The organism is Pseudarthrobacter sp. NamE5 (genome assembly GCF_005796225.1).
In the GTDB taxonomy this organism is placed as follows: domain Bacteria; phylum Actinomycetota; class Actinomycetes; order Actinomycetales; family Micrococcaceae; genus Arthrobacter.
This window is the reverse complement of the sequence record NZ_VAHO01000004.1, coordinates 187,943-203,695: the sequence shown is the minus strand read 5'-3', so window position 1 is coordinate 203,695 and position 15,753 is coordinate 187,943. Positions and strand designations below refer to the sequence as shown.

At 63.7% G+C, this 15,753-nt stretch carries 14 protein-coding genes; 10 read left to right on the top strand and 4 right to left on the bottom strand.

Annotation, left to right across the window (positions count from 1 at the left end):
• Positions 1-204 precede the first annotated feature (204 nt).
• The 4 genes from FDW84_RS07535 (at position 205) to FDW84_RS07520 (ending at position 5,593) form a co-directional block, all read left to right on the top strand.
• Positions 205-1,875 (top strand): peptide ABC transporter substrate-binding protein, encoded by a 1,671-nt coding sequence (locus tag FDW84_RS07535; RefSeq protein WP_138608089.1) that lies wholly within the window; start codon positions 205-207, stop codon positions 1,873-1,875.
• A gap of 130 nt (positions 1,876-2,005) precedes the next feature.
• Positions 2,006-2,935 (top strand): ABC transporter permease, encoded by a 930-nt coding sequence (locus FDW84_RS07530; protein WP_013601711.1) that lies wholly within the window; start codon positions 2,006-2,008, stop codon positions 2,933-2,935.
• Entirely contained in the window at positions 2,925-3,875 is a 951-nt protein-coding gene (locus FDW84_RS07525) for an ABC transporter permease (protein ID WP_138608086.1), read from the top strand. Before FDW84_RS07530 ends, FDW84_RS07525 begins: the two co-directional genes overlap by 11 nt.
• Before the next feature lie 11 nt (positions 3,876-3,886).
• Positions 3,887-5,593, top strand: a complete 1,707-nt coding sequence (locus FDW84_RS07520) for a dipeptide ABC transporter ATP-binding protein (protein ID WP_138608084.1) — start codon at positions 3,887-3,889, stop codon at positions 5,591-5,593.
• Positions 5,594-5,640: 47 nt separating this feature from the next.
• Here the strand turns inward: FDW84_RS07520 and FDW84_RS07515 are convergent, their stop codons facing one another.
• Complete coding sequence (locus FDW84_RS07515; protein WP_138608082.1) at positions 5,641-6,597, bottom strand: SGNH/GDSL hydrolase family protein; 957 nt, start codon at positions 6,595-6,597, stop codon at positions 5,641-5,643.
• A gap of 243 nt (positions 6,598-6,840) precedes the next feature.
• On the opposite strand from FDW84_RS07515, the gene typA reads away from it, so the two are divergent.
• Positions 6,841-8,769 (top strand): translational GTPase TypA, encoded by a 1,929-nt coding sequence (gene typA, locus FDW84_RS07510; RefSeq protein WP_138131986.1) that lies wholly within the window; start codon positions 6,841-6,843, stop codon positions 8,767-8,769.
• Positions 8,770-8,922: 153 nt separating this feature from the next.
• Here typA and FDW84_RS07505 read toward each other — a convergent pair whose 3' ends face one another.
• On the bottom strand, positions 8,923-9,162 hold the full coding sequence (locus FDW84_RS07505; RefSeq protein WP_138608080.1) for a putative acetyltransferase: 240 nt from the start codon (positions 9,160-9,162) through the stop codon (positions 8,923-8,925).
• 137 nt (positions 9,163-9,299) lie between these two features.
• Between FDW84_RS07505 and fdxA the strand changes: the two genes are divergently transcribed.
• The 3 genes from fdxA (at position 9,300) to FDW84_RS07490 (ending at position 12,303) form a co-directional block, all read left to right on the top strand.
• The gene (gene fdxA / locus FDW84_RS07500) at positions 9,300-9,626 is read left to right on the top strand and encodes a ferredoxin (protein WP_026265673.1); all 327 of its coding nucleotides are present in this window, start codon (positions 9,300-9,302) and stop codon (positions 9,624-9,626) included.
• Positions 9,627-9,640: 14 nt separating this feature from the next.
• Positions 9,641-10,789 carry a succinyldiaminopimelate transaminase gene (gene dapC / locus FDW84_RS07495; protein ID WP_138608078.1) on the top strand — a complete coding sequence of 383 codons (1,149 nt, stop codon included), beginning with the start codon at positions 9,641-9,643 and terminating at the stop codon, positions 10,787-10,789.
• A 227-nt stretch (positions 10,790-11,016) separates the two neighbouring features.
• Positions 11,017-12,303 carry a citrate synthase gene (locus tag FDW84_RS07490; RefSeq protein ID WP_138608076.1) on the top strand — a complete coding sequence of 429 codons (1,287 nt, stop codon included), beginning with the start codon at positions 11,017-11,019 and terminating at the stop codon, positions 12,301-12,303.
• Positions 12,304-12,404: 101 nt separating this feature from the next.
• Here FDW84_RS07490 and galE read toward each other — a convergent pair whose 3' ends face one another.
• Positions 12,405-13,418 (bottom strand): UDP-glucose 4-epimerase GalE, encoded by a 1,014-nt coding sequence (gene galE, locus FDW84_RS07485; protein WP_138608074.1) that lies wholly within the window; start codon positions 13,416-13,418, stop codon positions 12,405-12,407.
• A 117-nt stretch (positions 13,419-13,535) separates the two neighbouring features.
• Between galE and FDW84_RS07480 the strand changes: the two genes are divergently transcribed.
• Together FDW84_RS07480 and FDW84_RS07475 are read left to right on the top strand one after the other, a co-directional pair.
• Positions 13,536-14,141: a TetR/AcrR family transcriptional regulator gene (locus tag FDW84_RS07480; protein ID WP_138608072.1), complete on the top strand. Its 606-nt coding sequence runs from the start codon at positions 13,536-13,538 to the stop codon at positions 14,139-14,141.
• Between the two features lie 97 nt (positions 14,142-14,238).
• Complete coding sequence (locus tag FDW84_RS07475) at positions 14,239-14,850, top strand: hypothetical protein (RefSeq protein ID WP_138608070.1); 612 nt, start codon at positions 14,239-14,241, stop codon at positions 14,848-14,850.
• Between the two features lie 37 nt (positions 14,851-14,887).
• On the opposite strand, the gene FDW84_RS07470 is transcribed toward FDW84_RS07475, so the two are convergent.
• Positions 14,888-15,748: a transglycosylase SLT domain-containing protein gene (locus FDW84_RS07470; RefSeq protein ID WP_138608068.1), complete on the bottom strand. Its 861-nt coding sequence runs from the start codon at positions 15,746-15,748 to the stop codon at positions 14,888-14,890.
• Between the last annotated feature and the right edge of the window lie 5 nt (positions 15,749-15,753).

Sequence of the window (15,753 nt, the reverse complement as noted above, 5' to 3'; positions counted from 1 at the left end):
AGCATGTGACTTGCACAACTTCTGTTGACCGACTAAGCGTTCAGACCAGGCCGGTCACGGTTTGGCAACGGAGTACCAGTATCTGGACCTTGTGCGGCTAGGCTACTCAAATATGTAGGTTGCGTCACAGCGGAACGGCTGCGTGCCGCCTGCGGGGAAGCACAAGATTTCCCTCGTTATCTCCCACAACTCATAGGAGGCGGAATGCGTTTTACGCGCACTTCCAAAGCACTGGGCATCGTGGCAATCGCCGCACTTGCCCTGACCGGCTGCGGCGCTGGAGGCGGCAGCACTGACGGAGCCAGCGACGCCGCCGGCGATCCCAGCAAGATCATCACTGCCTACAGCAACGAACCACAGAACCCGTTGCTGCCGGCGAACACCAACGAAGTCTATGGCGGCCGGGTGGTGGAGCTTCTGTTCGAAGGCCTCACCAGCTACAGCCCCAGCGGGGAGTCAGTTAACGCGCTGGCAGAGTCCATTGAGTCGCCGGACGGACAGAATTACACCATCAAGGTCAAGAGCGGCACCAAGTTCACCAACGGCGAGGAGGTCACGGCCAAGAGCTTCGTTGACGCTTGGAACTTCGCCGCGCTGAGCACCAACGCCCAGGCCAACAGCAGCTTCTTCGAATCCATCGAGGGCTACGACGCCGTAAGCGCCACCAAAAAGGAAGGCGAGAACGAAGTTCCCGCCCCCACCGCGCAGACCCTGTCCGGCCTGGTGCTCAAGGACGACACCACCATCGAAGTCAAGCTCGCCCAGCCGGAAGCTGACTGGCCGCTGCGCCTTGCCTATACCGCCTTCATGCCGCTTCCGTCCCAGGCCATCGCTGATCCCAAGGCCTACGGCGAGAACCCGGTAGGCAACGGCCCGTACAAGATGGCCAAGGAAGGCGCCTGGCAGCACGACAGCCAGATCGAGCTCGTCAAGAACGAGGACTACTCCGGTCCCCGCGAAGCCAAGAACGGCGGGGTGACCTTCAAGTTCTACACCGATCCGGCTCCCGCCTACACGGATATCCAGGCCAACAACCTGGACGTGACCGACGTTCTTCCCACCAACGCCCTGAAGACGTACACCACGGACTTCCCGGAGAACCACCTGAACAAGCCGTACGCGGGCAACTCCACCCTGAACATCCCGGGCTACCTGCCGGAGTTCCAGGGCGAGGCCGGCAAGCTCCGCCGCCAGGCCATTTCCATGGCCATTAACCGCGATGAGATCACCAAGGTCATCTTCAGCGGCACCCGCATCCCTGCCAAGGACTTCACCTCCCCGGCAGTGGACGGCTACAACGAGAACGTTGAAGGCTCTGAGGTCCTGAAGTTCGACGCAGCCAAGGCCAAGGAAACCTGGGAGAAGGCCAACGAGATCAGCCCGTGGCCGGCGGACAAGACCCTGCAGCTCGGCTACAACACCGATGGCGGCAATAAGGAATGGATCGACGCGGTTGCCAACAACCTGAAGAACAACCTCGGCATCCAGGTTGAAGGCCAGCCCTTCGCCAAGTTTGCTGAACTCCTGGACCTGCGCAAGTCCAAGACCCTCCCCGGCTTCGCCCGGGCAGGCTGGCAGGCCGACTACCCGTCCCTCTACAACTTCCTGGGCCCGCTCCTGAGGACCGGTGCAAGCGCCAACTACGAGGGCTACTCAAACCCCGAGTTCGATAAGCTCCTCGACGAGGGCCTGGGTTCCAAGTCCACGGACGATGCCAACGCAAAGTTCACCGAGGCCCAGGAAATCCTGTTCCAGGACCTGCCCAACCTCCCGCTGTGGTACTCCGCACGGCAGGTCGTGTGGAGCCAGAACGTCACCAATGTGGACAGCGGCTGGAACGGTGTCATCCAGTACTACAACATCACCGCAAAGTAGTTCTGAGACCGTTCAACTAAGTGGCTAGTGTGGGGGTCCGGCGCCAGCCGGGCCCCCATAGCCTTGATACCGGCAGGAAGCTGTCCCACATGAAATCCCAACTTTCCTCACGAGCTCCGGAGGGTGCGCTGTGATCCGGTTCATTCTTCGGCGCCTGCTCCAAGTCATCCCCGTTTTCCTGGGCACCACGCTGCTGGTGTACTTCATGGTGTTTGCCCTCCCAGGAGACCCCATCAGGGCGCTCTTCGGAGACCGCCCGCCCAGCGAAGCCGTCATCGCGGCCCTTCGCCGGCAGTACAACCTGGACCAGCCGTTCTGGGTCCAGTACGGATTGTTTCTCAAAAACCTTTTCACCTTTAACCTGGGCGTCGACTTCACCGGCCAGCCCATCGCCGCCACCCTCGGCAGGGTCTTCCCCGTCACTGTGATGCTGGCACTCGAAGCCCTGGTCATCCAGGCAGTCTTCGGCATCGGCTTTGGCCTCATCGCCGGCCTGCGGAAAGGCAAGATCTTCGACTCGACGGTGCTGCTGGCCTCGCTCGTGGTCATCGCAATCCCCATCTTTGTGCTCGGCTTTGTCCTGCAGCTTGTCTTTGGGGTGTATCTCGGTTGGGCCAAGCCCACGGTGGGCACGGATGTCAGCTGGGGCACCCTGCTGCTGCCGGCCTTCGCGCTGGCCCTGGTGTCCTTCGCCTATGTGCTGCGCCTTACCCGTGCCTCCGTCATCGAAAACTCCACTGCGGACTATGTCCGGACCGCCACCGCCAAGGGCTTGTCCCGGCCCCGCGTGGTCATGGCCCACATCCTCCGCAACTCCATGATTCCCGTGGTGACCTATCTCGGCGCCAGCCTGGGCGGCTTGATGGGCGGTGCCATTGTGACCGAGGGCATCTTCAATGTCCCCGGTGTTGGGCAAAAGCTCTACCAGGCGATTCTTCGCAGCGAGGGCCCCACCGTCGTCGCCATCGTCAGCGTCCTGGTGCTGGTCTTTGTTGTCGCCAACCTGCTGGTGGATTTGCTGTACGCCTGGCTTGATCCGAGGATTCGCTATGAAAAGTAACCAAGACACCACCCACTTCGTTGCCCCCCTCGAGGAGACCCCTCTGCTGGCAACGGATGCCGTCAAGACGGACCACGCGCCCCTGAGCCTGTGGGCGGACGCCTGGAAGAAGCTCCGCCGTCGTCCGCTGTTCATCGTCTCCGCGGTGATGATCCTGGTCATCCTGGTTGTGGCGTTCTTCCCGGGACTGTTCACGCAGACCGCGCCCAATGACAACTGCCAGCTGGCGAATTCGGACGGCGCCCCGTCGCCCGGACACCCGTTTGGTTTCACGTTCCAGGGCTGCGACGTGTACGCGCGCGTCATTTACGGCACGCAGGCCTCCGTCATGGTTGGCGTCTTCGCCGTCATCGGCGTACTCCTCGTCGGTGTGACCCTCGGTGCGCTTGCCGGTTTTTACGGCGGATGGATCGACGCCGTCATTGCCCGGCTCGGCGATATCTTCTTCGCGCTGCCCCTGGTGCTCGGTGCGCTGGTGGTCACCCAGTTGCCGTTCTTCAGGGAAAACAAGAGCGTGTGGACGGTGATCATGATCATTGTCCTGCTTGCGTGGCCGCAGATGGCCAGGCTGACCCGCGGTGCGGTGATTGAGGTCCGCAATGCCGACTTCATCACGGCCGCCCGTTCACTCGGCGTCTCACGGATCCAAACCCTGCTGCGCCACGTTCTGCCGAACGCCCTCGCGCCCATCATCGTGCTGGCCACCATGGAACTGGGCGTGTTCATTGTGCTGGAGGCAACGCTGTCCTTCCTCGGCATCGGCCTGCCGGGCAGCATCATGTCCTGGGGCAACGACATTTCCGCAGCGCAGTCATCCATCCGCACCAATCCCGCAGTGCTGCTGTACCCGGCTGCCGCCCTGTCCATCACCGTCCTGAGCTTCATCATGCTGGGCGACGCCCTGCGCGATGCCCTGGATCCGAAGAGCCGCCAGCGATGAAGGAGGCACAGATGACAACGTCCGACGTCATAATCGACGAAGCCGGAACAGGGGGCAACCGGCCCCTCCTGGAAATCCGGGACTTGGCCATCACGTTCAACACCAGCAACGGTGAGGTGAACGCTGTACGGAACGCCCACTTGACCATCATGCCTGGGGAAACCGTGGCGATCGTGGGCGAGTCCGGGTCCGGCAAGTCCACCACCGCCCTGGCCGCCATCGGCCTGCTTCCCTCGAACGGCCGCGTCTCGGGCGGGCAGATCCTGCTCGACGGCGAGGACATTTCGCATGCGCCGGAGAAGCGCATGATCGAGCTGCGGGGAAACACCATCGGCATGGTGCCGCAGGACCCTATGTCCAACCTCAACCCCGTGTGGAAAATCGGCTACCAGGTGAAAGAGACGCTGAAGGCCAATGGCCGGCCGAGCGGCCCCGACGACATCGCGAAGGTACTGTCCGAGGCGGGGCTTCCTGATGCGCACCGCCGGGCCAAGCAGTACCCGCACGAGTTCTCCGGCGGCATGCGCCAGCGCGCCCTCATCGCGATCGGACTGTCCTGCCAGCCGAGGCTCCTTATCGCGGACGAGCCGACGTCGGCACTTGACGTCACCGTGCAGCGGCAGATCCTGGACCACCTCGAAGGCATGACCTCTGAGCTGGGCACGGCAGTCCTCCTGATCACGCACGACCTTGGCCTGGCAGCCGAGCGCGCCGACAAGGTAGTGGTTATGTACCGCGGCCAGGTGGTGGAGTCCGGGCCCTCACTGGAACTGCTGCAGAACCCCCAGCACCCGTACACCAAAAGGCTCGTTGAGTCTGCGCCGTCATTGGCGAGCCGGCGGATCCAGGTAGCCAAGGAACAGGGCGTTGAAGCAGCGGACCTCCTGGCTCCGGCTGCCGAGGAGGTGGCGGCGGATCATGTCCTGCAGATCCAGGACCTCCGCAAGGTGTACAGGCTCCGCCAGGGCTTTGGGAAGTCAACCGATTTTGCCGCAGTTGACGGCGTGAGTTTCGACGTCAAGCGTGGGACCACGACGGCGATCGTGGGGGAGTCGGGCTCCGGCAAGTCCACGGTGGCGAAGATGGTGCTCCAGCTTGAGAAGCCGACGGAGGGCAGGATCCTGTTCGACGGCGTGGATACTTCAGTCCTGAAGCCGGCTGAGCTTTTCAGGTTCCGGCGCCGGGTGCAGCCGATCTTCCAGGACCCATACGGCTCCCTGGACCCGATGTACAACATCTTCCGGACCATCGAGGAACCCCTGCGGACGCACAAGGTGGGGAACAAAGCCAGCCGGGAGAAGAAAGTACGCGAGCTGCTGGACCAGGTGGCGTTGCCGCAATCCACCATGCAGCGGTACCCGAATGAGCTGTCCGGCGGGCAGCGGCAGCGAGTAGCCATCGCCCGTGCGCTCGCGTTGGATCCCGAAGTCATCATCTGCGACGAGGCAGTTTCCGCCCTGGATGTCCTGGTCCAGGCCCAGGTGCTCAACCTGCTCGCAGACCTGCAGTCCAACCTTGGGCTGACCTATCTCTTCATCACGCACGACCTCGCGGTGGTGCGTCAGATCGCGGACCACGTCTGCGTGATGGAGAAGGGCCGCCTGGTCGAGACAGGGACTACGGACGAGGTCTTTGAATCACCGCAGCAGGACTACACCAAGGCGCTGCTGAACGCCATTCCCGGTGCAAAGCTTATGCTGCCGCCGGAAGTGGCTTAAAAAACGATTGATGGGCTTGAAGCCGCTGCTCCTTGGGAGCAGCCGCTTCAGCCCATCGTCTTGTCGTCCCCCGTGCGCGCCGCTGAGGTGCCCGTGGCTGCCTTAAGATCCCGGATCTGGAGCTCCCGCAGCCGGCGCTCCAGAAGAACGCCCAGGGTCTTGCGTCCCTCGCTGTCCATGTGGACGGTATCGGCCAGCCGGTGGGTCAACTTGTACCTGGTCAGCCAATCCCCGACGCTGGCAAAGGGGATGCCCTGCTTCGCGGCGATGGCAGCCAGCAGGCTGTCCACCTGGCTGCGGCGGCCTCCGCCGTTGTTTGCTCCCCGGCCAAGAGTGCCAACCATCACGATTTGCGTGCCGGGATAACGGTCTTTCAACGCTTTGAGCAGGCGGTTGGCGTTGGCGGTGATGTGGGCGTCCGTTGCTCCCCGGGATGCGTCATTTCCGCCGCCCTGGACCACCACCAGTCCCGGCGTCCCCACGGGCAGCAGCCAGTCCCCGCGTTCCAAGGCATCGATATAGCTGCCCATCCTGCCGTTGGCGGCAGTGAAGCCGGTGCCGCCGTAGCCGCAAAAATGGACGTTGTAGCCGAGGGCGCCTAGTGCTAGCCTGGGCCAGCCGTCAGCCGGTGCGGACTGCGAGTCGCCGATCAGGACGGCGGTTTTGCTGACGTTTGCAATCACCACCTCGTCCCGGCCGAAGACGGGGTTCCGGTAGATGTCGCCCGGGAGCAGGGCGGGACGCTCAAGGACGTTCGCCAGATCAAACCCGGATGGGGCGGCCGCCGCTCGGCCCGCAGCCGACGGGGTCACCACTACGCTGGGCGGCCGGTCTTTGAAGGCGGGAGCGGAGCCTGCAGATTGGGCGAGCGAACCGGGCAGCACATGCTGCAAGGGCTGGCCTGGGGCAGCAAGGAGAACGCCGGCCGTGATTCCCAGGACCAGGATGCGCGCCAGTGCCCTGGACGGGGCGGATCTGCCGTCTCCGGGATTCTCTCTGCTCATCAAGAGCAATCATGGGGCATCGGCAAGGATTTAATCCAGTAACTGTAGGGCAAGCCGGGAAACCGCGTACCAGCTTCGGCGCCCCGCCAACCGCAGGTTGGGTTTCCTCTTTTAGGTCATTAAATGCCACTGCCGGTAGACTGGGGTGAGGAGCCCTGTGCAAGGGACTAATCTGTCGTGCGTTCCAGTTGGAAATGTCGCGATACAACAGCTGACTTTCACCACTGAATCGAGCCATTACGCATGTCTGAAACCACCACCAACACCGCGGTAGCCACTGCATCGCGCAGTGACCTGCGCAACGTCGCGATTGTGGCCCACGTTGACCACGGCAAAACCACCCTGGTCGATGCCATGCTCAAGCAGACCAATTCCTTTGCCGAGCACAACCACCTCGAAGACCGCGTGATGGACTCCGGTGACCTTGAGCGTGAAAAGGGCATCACCATCCTGGCCAAGAACACCACCGTGGCCTACAACGGTCCGTCCTCCAACGGCGAAACCATCACCATCAACGTGATCGACACCCCCGGCCACGCCGACTTCGGCGGGGAGGTGGAGCGCGGCCTGTCCATGGTCGACGGTGTTGTGCTGCTCGTGGACTCGTCCGAGGGCCCGCTCCCGCAGACCCGCTTCGTGCTTCGCAAGGCACTGGCCGCGCACCTCCCGGTTATCCTCCTGGTCAACAAGACCGACCGCCCCGACGCCCGCATCGACGAAGTCGTCCACGAGTCCATGGACCTGCTCCTGGGCCTGGCTTCCGACCTCGCCGACGAGGTGCCGGACCTGGACCTGGACAAGGTCCTCGAAGTGCCGGTGGTATACGCCGCGGCAAAGGTTGGCCGTGCCTCCCTGGAGCAGCCGGCCAACGGCTCCGCCCCTGACAACGAGGACCTTGAGCCGCTGTTCAAGGCCATCATCGAGCACATCCCGGCGCCCACGTACAACCCGGAAGGTGTGCTGCAGGCGCATGTCACCAACCTGGACGCCTCCCCGTTCCTGGGCCGCCTCGCGCTGCTCCGCATCTACAATGGCACCCTCCGCAAGGGCCAGCAGGTTGCCTGGGCCCGCCAGAACGGTGAGCTCAAGACTGTGAAGATCACCGAACTCCTGGCCACGAAGGCACTGGAGCGGGTTCCGGCCGAGTCCGCAGGCCCCGGTGAGATCGTCGCCGTCGCCGGCATTGAGGACATCACCATCGGTGAAACCCTCACCGATGTCGAAAACCCCCAGCCGCTGCCGCTGATCACCGTGGATGACCCTGCAATCTCCATGACCATCGGTATCAACACTTCCCCGCTGGCCGGCAAGGTCAAGGGTGCCAAGGTCACGGCCCGCCAGGTGAAGGACCGCCTGGACAAGGAACTGATCGGTAACGTCTCCATCAAGGTGCTCCCCACCGAGCGTCCCGACGCCTGGGAGGTCCAGGGCCGCGGCGAGCTCGCCCTGGCCATCCTGGTAGAGCAGATGCGCCGCGAGGGCTTCGAGCTGACCGTGGGCAAGCCGCAGGTTGTCACCAAGACGATCGACGGCAAGATCCACGAGCCGATGGAACACATGACCATTGACGTGCCCGAAGAGTACCTCGGCGCCGTCACCCAGCTGATGGCCGCCCGCAAGGGCCGCATGACCAACATGGCCAACCACGGCACCGGCTGGTGCCGGATGGAATTCATTGTTCCGGCCCGTGGCCTGATCGGTTTCCGCACCAAGTTCCTCACGGACACCCGCGGCGCCGGCATCGCGGCCTCCATCTCCGAGGGCTACGAGCCGTGGGCCGGTCCCATCGAGTACCGTACCAACGGCTCCATGGTTGCGGACCGTGCCGGCGTGGTGACCCCGTTCGCCATGATCAACCTGCAGGAACGCGGCTCCTTCTTCGTCAAGCCCACCTCCGAGGTATACGAGGGCATGATCGTTGGCGAGAACTCCCGCGCCGACGACATGGACGTCAACATCACCAAGGAAAAGAAGCTCACCAACATGCGTGCCGCTTCCTCCGATACTTTCGAGAACCTCACGCCGCCGCGCGACCTGACCCTCGAAGAGTCGCTGGAATTTGCCCGCGAGGACGAGTGTGTCGAGGTGACTCCGGAGGCCATCCGCATCCGCAAGGTCATCCTGGACACCAATGAGCGTGCCAAGGCCAACCGCGCCCGCGCCAAGGCCTAGGGTTTTTATCCGGATAGGCTGGCTTCAGGGCATGTGAGCCCCGCGTAGCTGGACAAAAACTTCATTGAAGAGCCGGAACGGCTGGCGGAACTTCCCGCCGTCGTTCCGGCTTTTTCTTCCCCAGGCTGAGCCAGCCGCGCAGCGGGAGGGGCCCTAAGCGCGCGTGCGGCGGCGCTCGGGGGCAGGGGGCACAGCTTTGGCGGCCACGACGTCCGCAAGCCGGATGACGACGTCGGCCTGCCTCGTGCGGATGGTGCAGGCACCGGCGTCGCAGGAGACCAGGTGGCCCAGGGCATCAGTAAAGCCGTCCGGGATCCGGTACCGCACCACCACCCGCGTTCCAGCCCCCGCGGCCAACAGGAATCGGGCAGGGGAGGGGGCAGGCTGACTCACCAGTTCATACTAGGCGCCCCGGCTAGGTTCGCGGGAACGGGCCGGGAGATAATAGGCTCAGATGTCAAGAGTCCGGCCGCAGCTGCCGGATGCAAGAACCGGCGGCCAGCCGGACCCAACGTGGAGAGGCCAGGGACGTGACGTACGTAATCGCGCAGCCGTGTGTAGATGTCAAGGACAAGGCATGTATTGAGGAGTGCCCCGTCGACTGCATCTATGAGGGTGAGCGTTCGCTGTACATCCATCCGGACGAATGCGTGGACTGCGGTGCCTGTGAGCCCGTTTGCCCTGTTGAAGCCATTTACTACGAGGACGACACTCCTGAAGAGTGGGCGGACTACTACAAGGCAAACGTGGAGTTCTTCGATGATCTTGGCTCACCCGGAGGGGCAGCCAAGGTTGGCAACACCGGCAAGGACCATCCGATGATCGCCGCGCTGCCGCCGCAGAACCAAGACCACTGACGCGGGCAGACACCGTGACCGCAGGAGCGAAAGCGTTTGGCCTGGATCTGCCGGACTATCCTTGGGAGGCCATGGCCCCCTACCTGGCGAAGGCGTCGGAGCATCCCGGCGGAGCCGTCAACCTGTCCATCGGCACCCCGGTTGACCCCACCCCTGACCTGATCCAGGACGCGCTGAGGGCCGCAGCCGATGCCCCTGGATACCCTACCGTCCATGGCACCCCGGCCCTCCGGGAAGTCATCGCGGGCTGGTTTGAACGGCGGCGCGGCGTTGCCGGACTCGATCCGCGCAACATCATGCCTACCGTTGGCTCCAAGGAACTGGTGGCGTGGCTGCCGCTCCTGCTGGGGCTGAAGCCGGGAGACGTCGTCGTACGTCCTAAAGTGGCTTACCCCACGTACGACATCGGGGCTACCCTCGCCGGCGCCACTTCGGTGGCCGCGGACAACCTGGACGAGCTCGACGACGAAATCCGCTCACGTGTCCGGCTCATCTGGGTCAATTCCCCTGGAAACCCCACCGGCAGCGTCCGCGACGCCGGCTCGCTGAAGGTGCTGGTGGAACAAGCCCGCGGCCTGGGCGCCGTGGTTGCCTCGGATGAGTGCTACGCGGAACTTGGCTGGGGAACGTGGGACGTCCAGCGCGGCGGCCAGGCTGTTCCCTCCATCCTGGACCCCAGGGTGGCAGGCGGGTCCCATCAAGGGCTCCTCGCCGTCTACTCGCTCAGTAAGCAGTCCAACCTTGCGGGCTACCGGGCAGCATTCGTGGCCGGTGACCCGGACCTGATGCCCAACCTGGTCAACAGCCGCAAGCACGCCGGTATGATCGTCCCTTACCCGGTGCAGGAAGCCATGCGTATTGCGCTCGGCGACGACAGCCACGTGGAAGCTCAAAAGAACCTGTACCGGGGCCGCCGGGAACGGCTGCTTCCGGCCCTGCAAGCGTTCGGCCTGGAAATCAAGGATTCCGACGCCGGGCTGTACCTGTGGTCCACGGCGGGGGAGAGTACGTGGGATACCGTTGCCCGGCTCGCGGAGCGCGGCATCGTCGTCGGTCCCGGGGTTTTCTACGGCGAGGCCGGCAATGGCTACGTCCGGGTTGCCCTCACCGGCACCGACGAGCGCATTGACGCCGCCGTGTCCCGACTGGCTACCGCCCCGTAACAATCACGTGACTCGCGCCACAATGGCGCTGTTTTAGGGCCTTCCCGGACGTCTTGGATTAGTGGCACCCGCCAAGGAGCGGTACTTTTTAAGTGACTATCAATGGTGGCTTTCTACAAGAAGGCAGCCCGGGTGTTGGAACCTGTGTTCTCAGGGTCAGTGCGCGGCTCACCTGATGCTGGATCAAGCTTTCGACAGAGGCCCAGAAGCCTCATGAAGGGGACTCCATGACTGAGACCAACAACGCGGCGACCCTGCTCCACGCAGGAGGCGAGCTCAAGCTCCCGCGCATCCAGGTTATTGAAGGGAACGAAGGCTACGACGTTTCCAAGCTGCTGAAGCAGACGGGTGCAGTCACCTTTGACCCCGGCTTCATGAACACCGCAGCCACCACCTCGGCCATCACCTACATCGATGGCGATGCGGGCATCCTGCGCTACCGCGGATACCCCATTGAGCAGCTGGCACAGCACTCCAGCTTCCTCGAGGTCTCCTACCTGCTGATCTACGGCAACCTGCCCACGCCTACTGAACTGGACGAGTTCGACCAGAAGATCCGGCGCCACACCCTGCTGCACGAGGAGCTGAAAGGCTTCTTTGGCGGCTTCCCCCGCGACGCACACCCCATGCCCGTCCTCTCCTCGGCCGTCTCGGCGCTGTCCACTTTCTACCAGGACTCCCTGGACCCGTTCAACGCGGAGCAGGTGGAGGTTTCCACCATCCGCCTGATGGCAAAGCTTCCCGTCATCGCCGCGTACGCGCACAAGAAGTCCATCGGCCAGCCGATGCTGTACCCGGACAACTCCCACAACCTCGTGGAGAACTTCCTGCGCCTCAGCTTCGGCCTGCCGGCCGAGCAGTACGAGGTTGACCCGGTCGTGGCCAAGGCACTTGACCTGCTCCTCATCCTGCACGCGGACCACGAGCAGAACTGCTCCACCTCCACAGTGCGCCTGGTAGGCTCCTCCAACGCCAACCTGTTTGCCTCCGTCTCTGCCGGCATCAACGCCCTCTTCGGCCCTGCCCACGGCGGCGCCAACGAAGCCGTGCTCAAAATGCTCCGCCAGATCCAGGCCGAGGGCCTCAAGCCCGAGGATTACATGGAGAAGGTCAAGAACAAGGAAGACGGCGTCCGGCTCATGGGCTTCGGGCACCGCGTCTACAAGAACTACGATCCGCGCGCCAAGATCGTCAAGGCGACAGCGCACGAGATCCTCAGCAAGCTCGGAGGCAATGACGAGCTGCTGGATATCGCCCTTCGCCTGGAAGAGAAGGCGCTCAGTGATGACTACTTCATCCAGCGCAAGCTCTACCCCAACGTGGACTTCTACACCGGCCTGATCTACAAGGCCATGGGCTTCCCCGAGAAGATGTTCACGGTGCTCTTTGCCATCGGGCGACTGCCGGGCTGGATTGCCCAGTGGCGCGAGATGATCAATGATCCCAACACCAAGATCGGCCGCCCCCGCCAGCTCTACATCGGTGAGCCGGAGCGCGACTACCCCGTCCGCTGACGCCGGTACCCGTTTCCTCAGCAGTCATGGCGACGACGGCCGCCCACCTTTCCAGGTGGGCGGCCGTTTTTGCGTTGGCTGGGCGAATCAGCCTCTAGACATCAGGAGTTGTAGCCGTTGGGGTTGTTCTTCTGCCACCGCCAGTGGTCCTCGCACATCTCGTCGACAGTCTTGGTGGTGGCCCAGCTGAGGTCGGCCAGGGCGGATGTTGCGTCGGCCCAGAAAGCGGGGAGATCCCCTGCGCGCCGCCCGGTGATTTCGTAGGGGATGGGGTTGCCCACTGCCTTCTCGAAGGAGCGCAGCACCTCCAGGACGGAAGAGCCCTTGCCCGAGCCGAGGTTCCAGCGGAAGACGCCGGTCCGGTCTGCCACGTGGTTCAACGCGGCCACGTGGCCTTCTGCGAGGTCGACGACGTGGATGTAGTCGCGCAGGCAGGTGCCGTCGGGGGTGTCGTAGTCGCCGCCGAACACCATCAGCTTTTCGCGGCGGCCCACTGCCACTTGGGCGATGAAGGGCACGAGGTTGTTGGGGATGCCCTGCGGGTCCTCGCCGATCCGGCCGGACGGGTGTGCACCTACCGGGTTGAAGTAGCGCAACAGGGCTATATGCCACCGGCTGTCGGCTGACCCAAGGTCAGCAAGGATGTCTTCAATCTGTTCCTTGGTGCGGCCATAGGGGTTGTTTGCACCGATCTCCATCTTCTCCACATAGGGGATGGGGTTGTGCTCGCCATAAACGGTGGCAGAGGAGCTGAAGACGATGGAGCGGACCTCGTGCCGGTCCATGACGCGGATGAGGTTCAGGGTCCCCACCAGGTTGTTGTAGTAGTACTTGAGCGGTTCGCGCACGGATTCGCCGACAGCCTTAAGGCCGGCAAAGTGGATGACTGCATCAATCGCCGCGCCGGCAAAGACCTTCTCGACGGCGGCCTCGTCCACCAGGTCGACGTGGTGGAACTCGGCGGTCTTGCCGCTGAGTTCAGCAACCCGCCGGAGCGACTCCTCGCTGGAGTTGACCAGGTTGTCGATGACCACCACGTCATGGCCGGCTTCCTGCAGGGAAAGAACAGTGTGGGAACCAATGTAGCCGGTGCCCCCGGTGACCAGAATTTTCATGCCTCAACGCTATCCCACCAACACCTGACGCCGCCCGCGCGTTCCGGATCCCGGGCAGCGGCCGCGCAGCACGGCATGCCGGGCCCTCGAAAGAACACATCCGTGCTAAATAGAAGAGTGCCCAAAATTGTAGATGCCCGGACCCGGCGGCAGGACGTAGTTGATGCGGTCCTCAGAATCATCGCGGTTGACGGGCTTGAGCGGGCATCCCTTCGGGAAGTAGCGGATGAAGCGGGACTGGCTGTCGGCTCTGTGCGGCACTACTTTTCGGGCAGCGAAGAGTTGCTCTCGTATGCATTTGGCGCCGTGGTGGACCGCATCGTCGGCCGCGTCGCAGCCTCGCTGCCGGTCGTGCAGGCTGAGGCAGCCGGTACTCCCGGGCAGCGTGCGGCGGTGTTAACCCTGCTGTGCGGGCTGCTGCCCCTGGACGAACCGCGGGCGGTTGAGGCGTGTGCGTGGCTGGCGTTCAGGAACGCCGCAAGGGTACGGCCCTTCCTTGCTGTTGAGGCAGGCCGCAGCCACCGGGAGGTGGCCGCGGTCATGGGACAGGTGATCAGCGCTCTCTCGCCTGAAGACACGCCACGGGAAAGCCTGGTGGTGGAAGCGGAACGGCTCCTGGCCACCGTGGACGGCTTGTGCATGCACGCGATGTTGCAGCCGCAGTGGATGACACGCGGCATGTGCCTCGATGTCCTGGAGCGGCACCTCGACAGCATCCACTGAGTGCCGTTAACGTGGGCAAGGCCGGGGCATAGACTGATAGGCGGGGCGCCTGCCCGATCACCGGGCACCGGCACAGCACGCCACGGAAGGACGTCGGATGCATCAAACAAGCGGTACCAGGTGGCAAATCACTACGGACACCTCCGGACCCATGATGATCGCCCTGTTCGTCCGGGATACTGCAGGGCTCGACGGCGCCGGGCATCCGGTCCTGTCGCACGCAGCACCCAAGGTCCGGCGCGTTGACCATTCACACCTGACCGCGGATGTTGGCGGCCTGAGCGCCCTGAAGACTGAGTGGGAGGCATGGTGGGACCAGCTCCTCAAGGCCCATCCCCAGACTTCACCGGAACTGTCCCCGCCCGACTTTGGGGCTTTCGGCAATTCGCCGGCGCTGCAAAGGGTGCTGCAGGCGCACTTCGGTGCTGCCCTCACCTGGGCTCGGGAGCGCCGGAGCGAATATGCCGAGCTGGAAGCGGAGCGTGCCGCGAGCGGTGCGGACCAGCTGCTCGAGGACATGGTGGATGACAGGCTGATGGAAGTGGGTCGCGATTCGCGTGATTTCAAGCTGACCATTATTGAGCTGCCGCTGAACGAACTCCGGGCGTGGTACCTGGAGCCTGACAAGATCATCATGAGCAACCAATTGATGGGTGAGCCCGAGCTCTTCCGCAGTTACGTGCAGCCTGTGGTGGAGATCCTCGTCTAGCTGCGGCCCGGTCATCCCCTAGCCAGCGGGAGGTCCTTCAGCTGCCGGAGTTTTCCGTAGCGACCGTAATCCGGACCTGGCCGTCCGGGGCTGCGGATTCCTGCCAGCCGTCACGTGATGTACTACGGGTCCAGCTTCGGCCTGCCACCTCGACGTGTGTGACGTCGAAGCCCTTGGCATTGGCAACCGCCCACTGGGCCACGGACCAGGCCTCGCTGCCGGTGGCCAGGACTACTAACGTTTCACCGTCCACCATCGACTCCAGCGCCCCGTAGGCCTGGTGCAGTTCCGCGGACAGCGCGCTGGTGTCCCCGCCCGTGCCGGCGGCACGAAGGGTGCATTGAACGGCTTCGGGCGTCTGGCCGGAAAGGCCGGAGGCGAAGGTACGGCCCATGTCCTCATGCTGGGCATAGGCGGTGGGGTAGGCGGAGCGCTGGACCCGCTGGGCGGCGTCCGTTATTTCCAGGGCCTCATAGCCGGGTATTTTCACGAGAGCGTCGTAGAAGGCGTTCGCGGCGTAGTAGGGATCCATGATCTGTGCCTCGGTTCCCCACCCCTGCGACGGACGCTGCTGGAACAGTCCGCGCGAGTCCGGGCCGGCCTGGTCCCCGTGGTCTATGTTCCGCAGCTTCGACTCCTGCATGGCAGTGGCGATTGCAATGCTTGCGGCACGCGGGGGAAGGCCCCGTTGGACCGCAACGGCGGCGATCAATGATGCGTACACGGCCTGGTCCGGAGCCAGTTCCGCCGTCCGCTCATCAATGACTGCCCTGCAGCGCTCCGAAACCAGGGTTTCGGAACGCTGCAGGAAAAACACGGCGGAGTAGATGCCTCCCGCCACCAGTGCAAGGGTGAGCACCAGGACTGCAAGGCGGCGCAGACCGCGTCTTTGTGCCATAGAAG

What these genes read in the sequence shown, in the direction of transcription:
- FDW84_RS07525 (WP_138608086.1), top strand. Translation starts at nt 2,925, where the DNA reads ATGAAAAGTAACCAAGACACCACCCACTTCGTTGCCCCCCTCGAGGAG.
- FDW84_RS07515 (WP_138608082.1), bottom strand. Translation starts at nt 6,597, where the DNA reads ATGAGCAGAGAGAATCCCGGAGACGGCAGATCCGCCCCGTCCAGGGCA.
- FDW84_RS07535 (WP_138608089.1), top strand. Translation starts at nt 205, where the DNA reads ATGCGTTTTACGCGCACTTCCAAAGCACTGGGCATCGTGGCAATCGCC.
- galE (WP_138608074.1), bottom strand. Translation starts at nt 13,418, where the DNA reads ATGAAAATTCTGGTCACCGGGGGCACCGGCTACATTGGTTCCCACACT.
- FDW84_RS07475 (WP_138608070.1), top strand. Translation starts at nt 14,239, where the DNA reads ATGCATCAAACAAGCGGTACCAGGTGGCAAATCACTACGGACACCTCC.
- FDW84_RS07490 (WP_138608076.1), top strand. Translation starts at nt 11,017, where the DNA reads ATGACTGAGACCAACAACGCGGCGACCCTGCTCCACGCAGGAGGCGAG.
- typA (WP_138131986.1), top strand. Translation starts at nt 6,841, where the DNA reads ATGTCTGAAACCACCACCAACACCGCGGTAGCCACTGCATCGCGCAGT.
- FDW84_RS07520 (WP_138608084.1), top strand. Translation starts at nt 3,887, where the DNA reads ATGACAACGTCCGACGTCATAATCGACGAAGCCGGAACAGGGGGCAAC.
- FDW84_RS07470 (WP_138608068.1), bottom strand. Translation starts at nt 15,748, where the DNA reads ATGGCACAAAGACGCGGTCTGCGCCGCCTTGCAGTCCTGGTGCTCACC.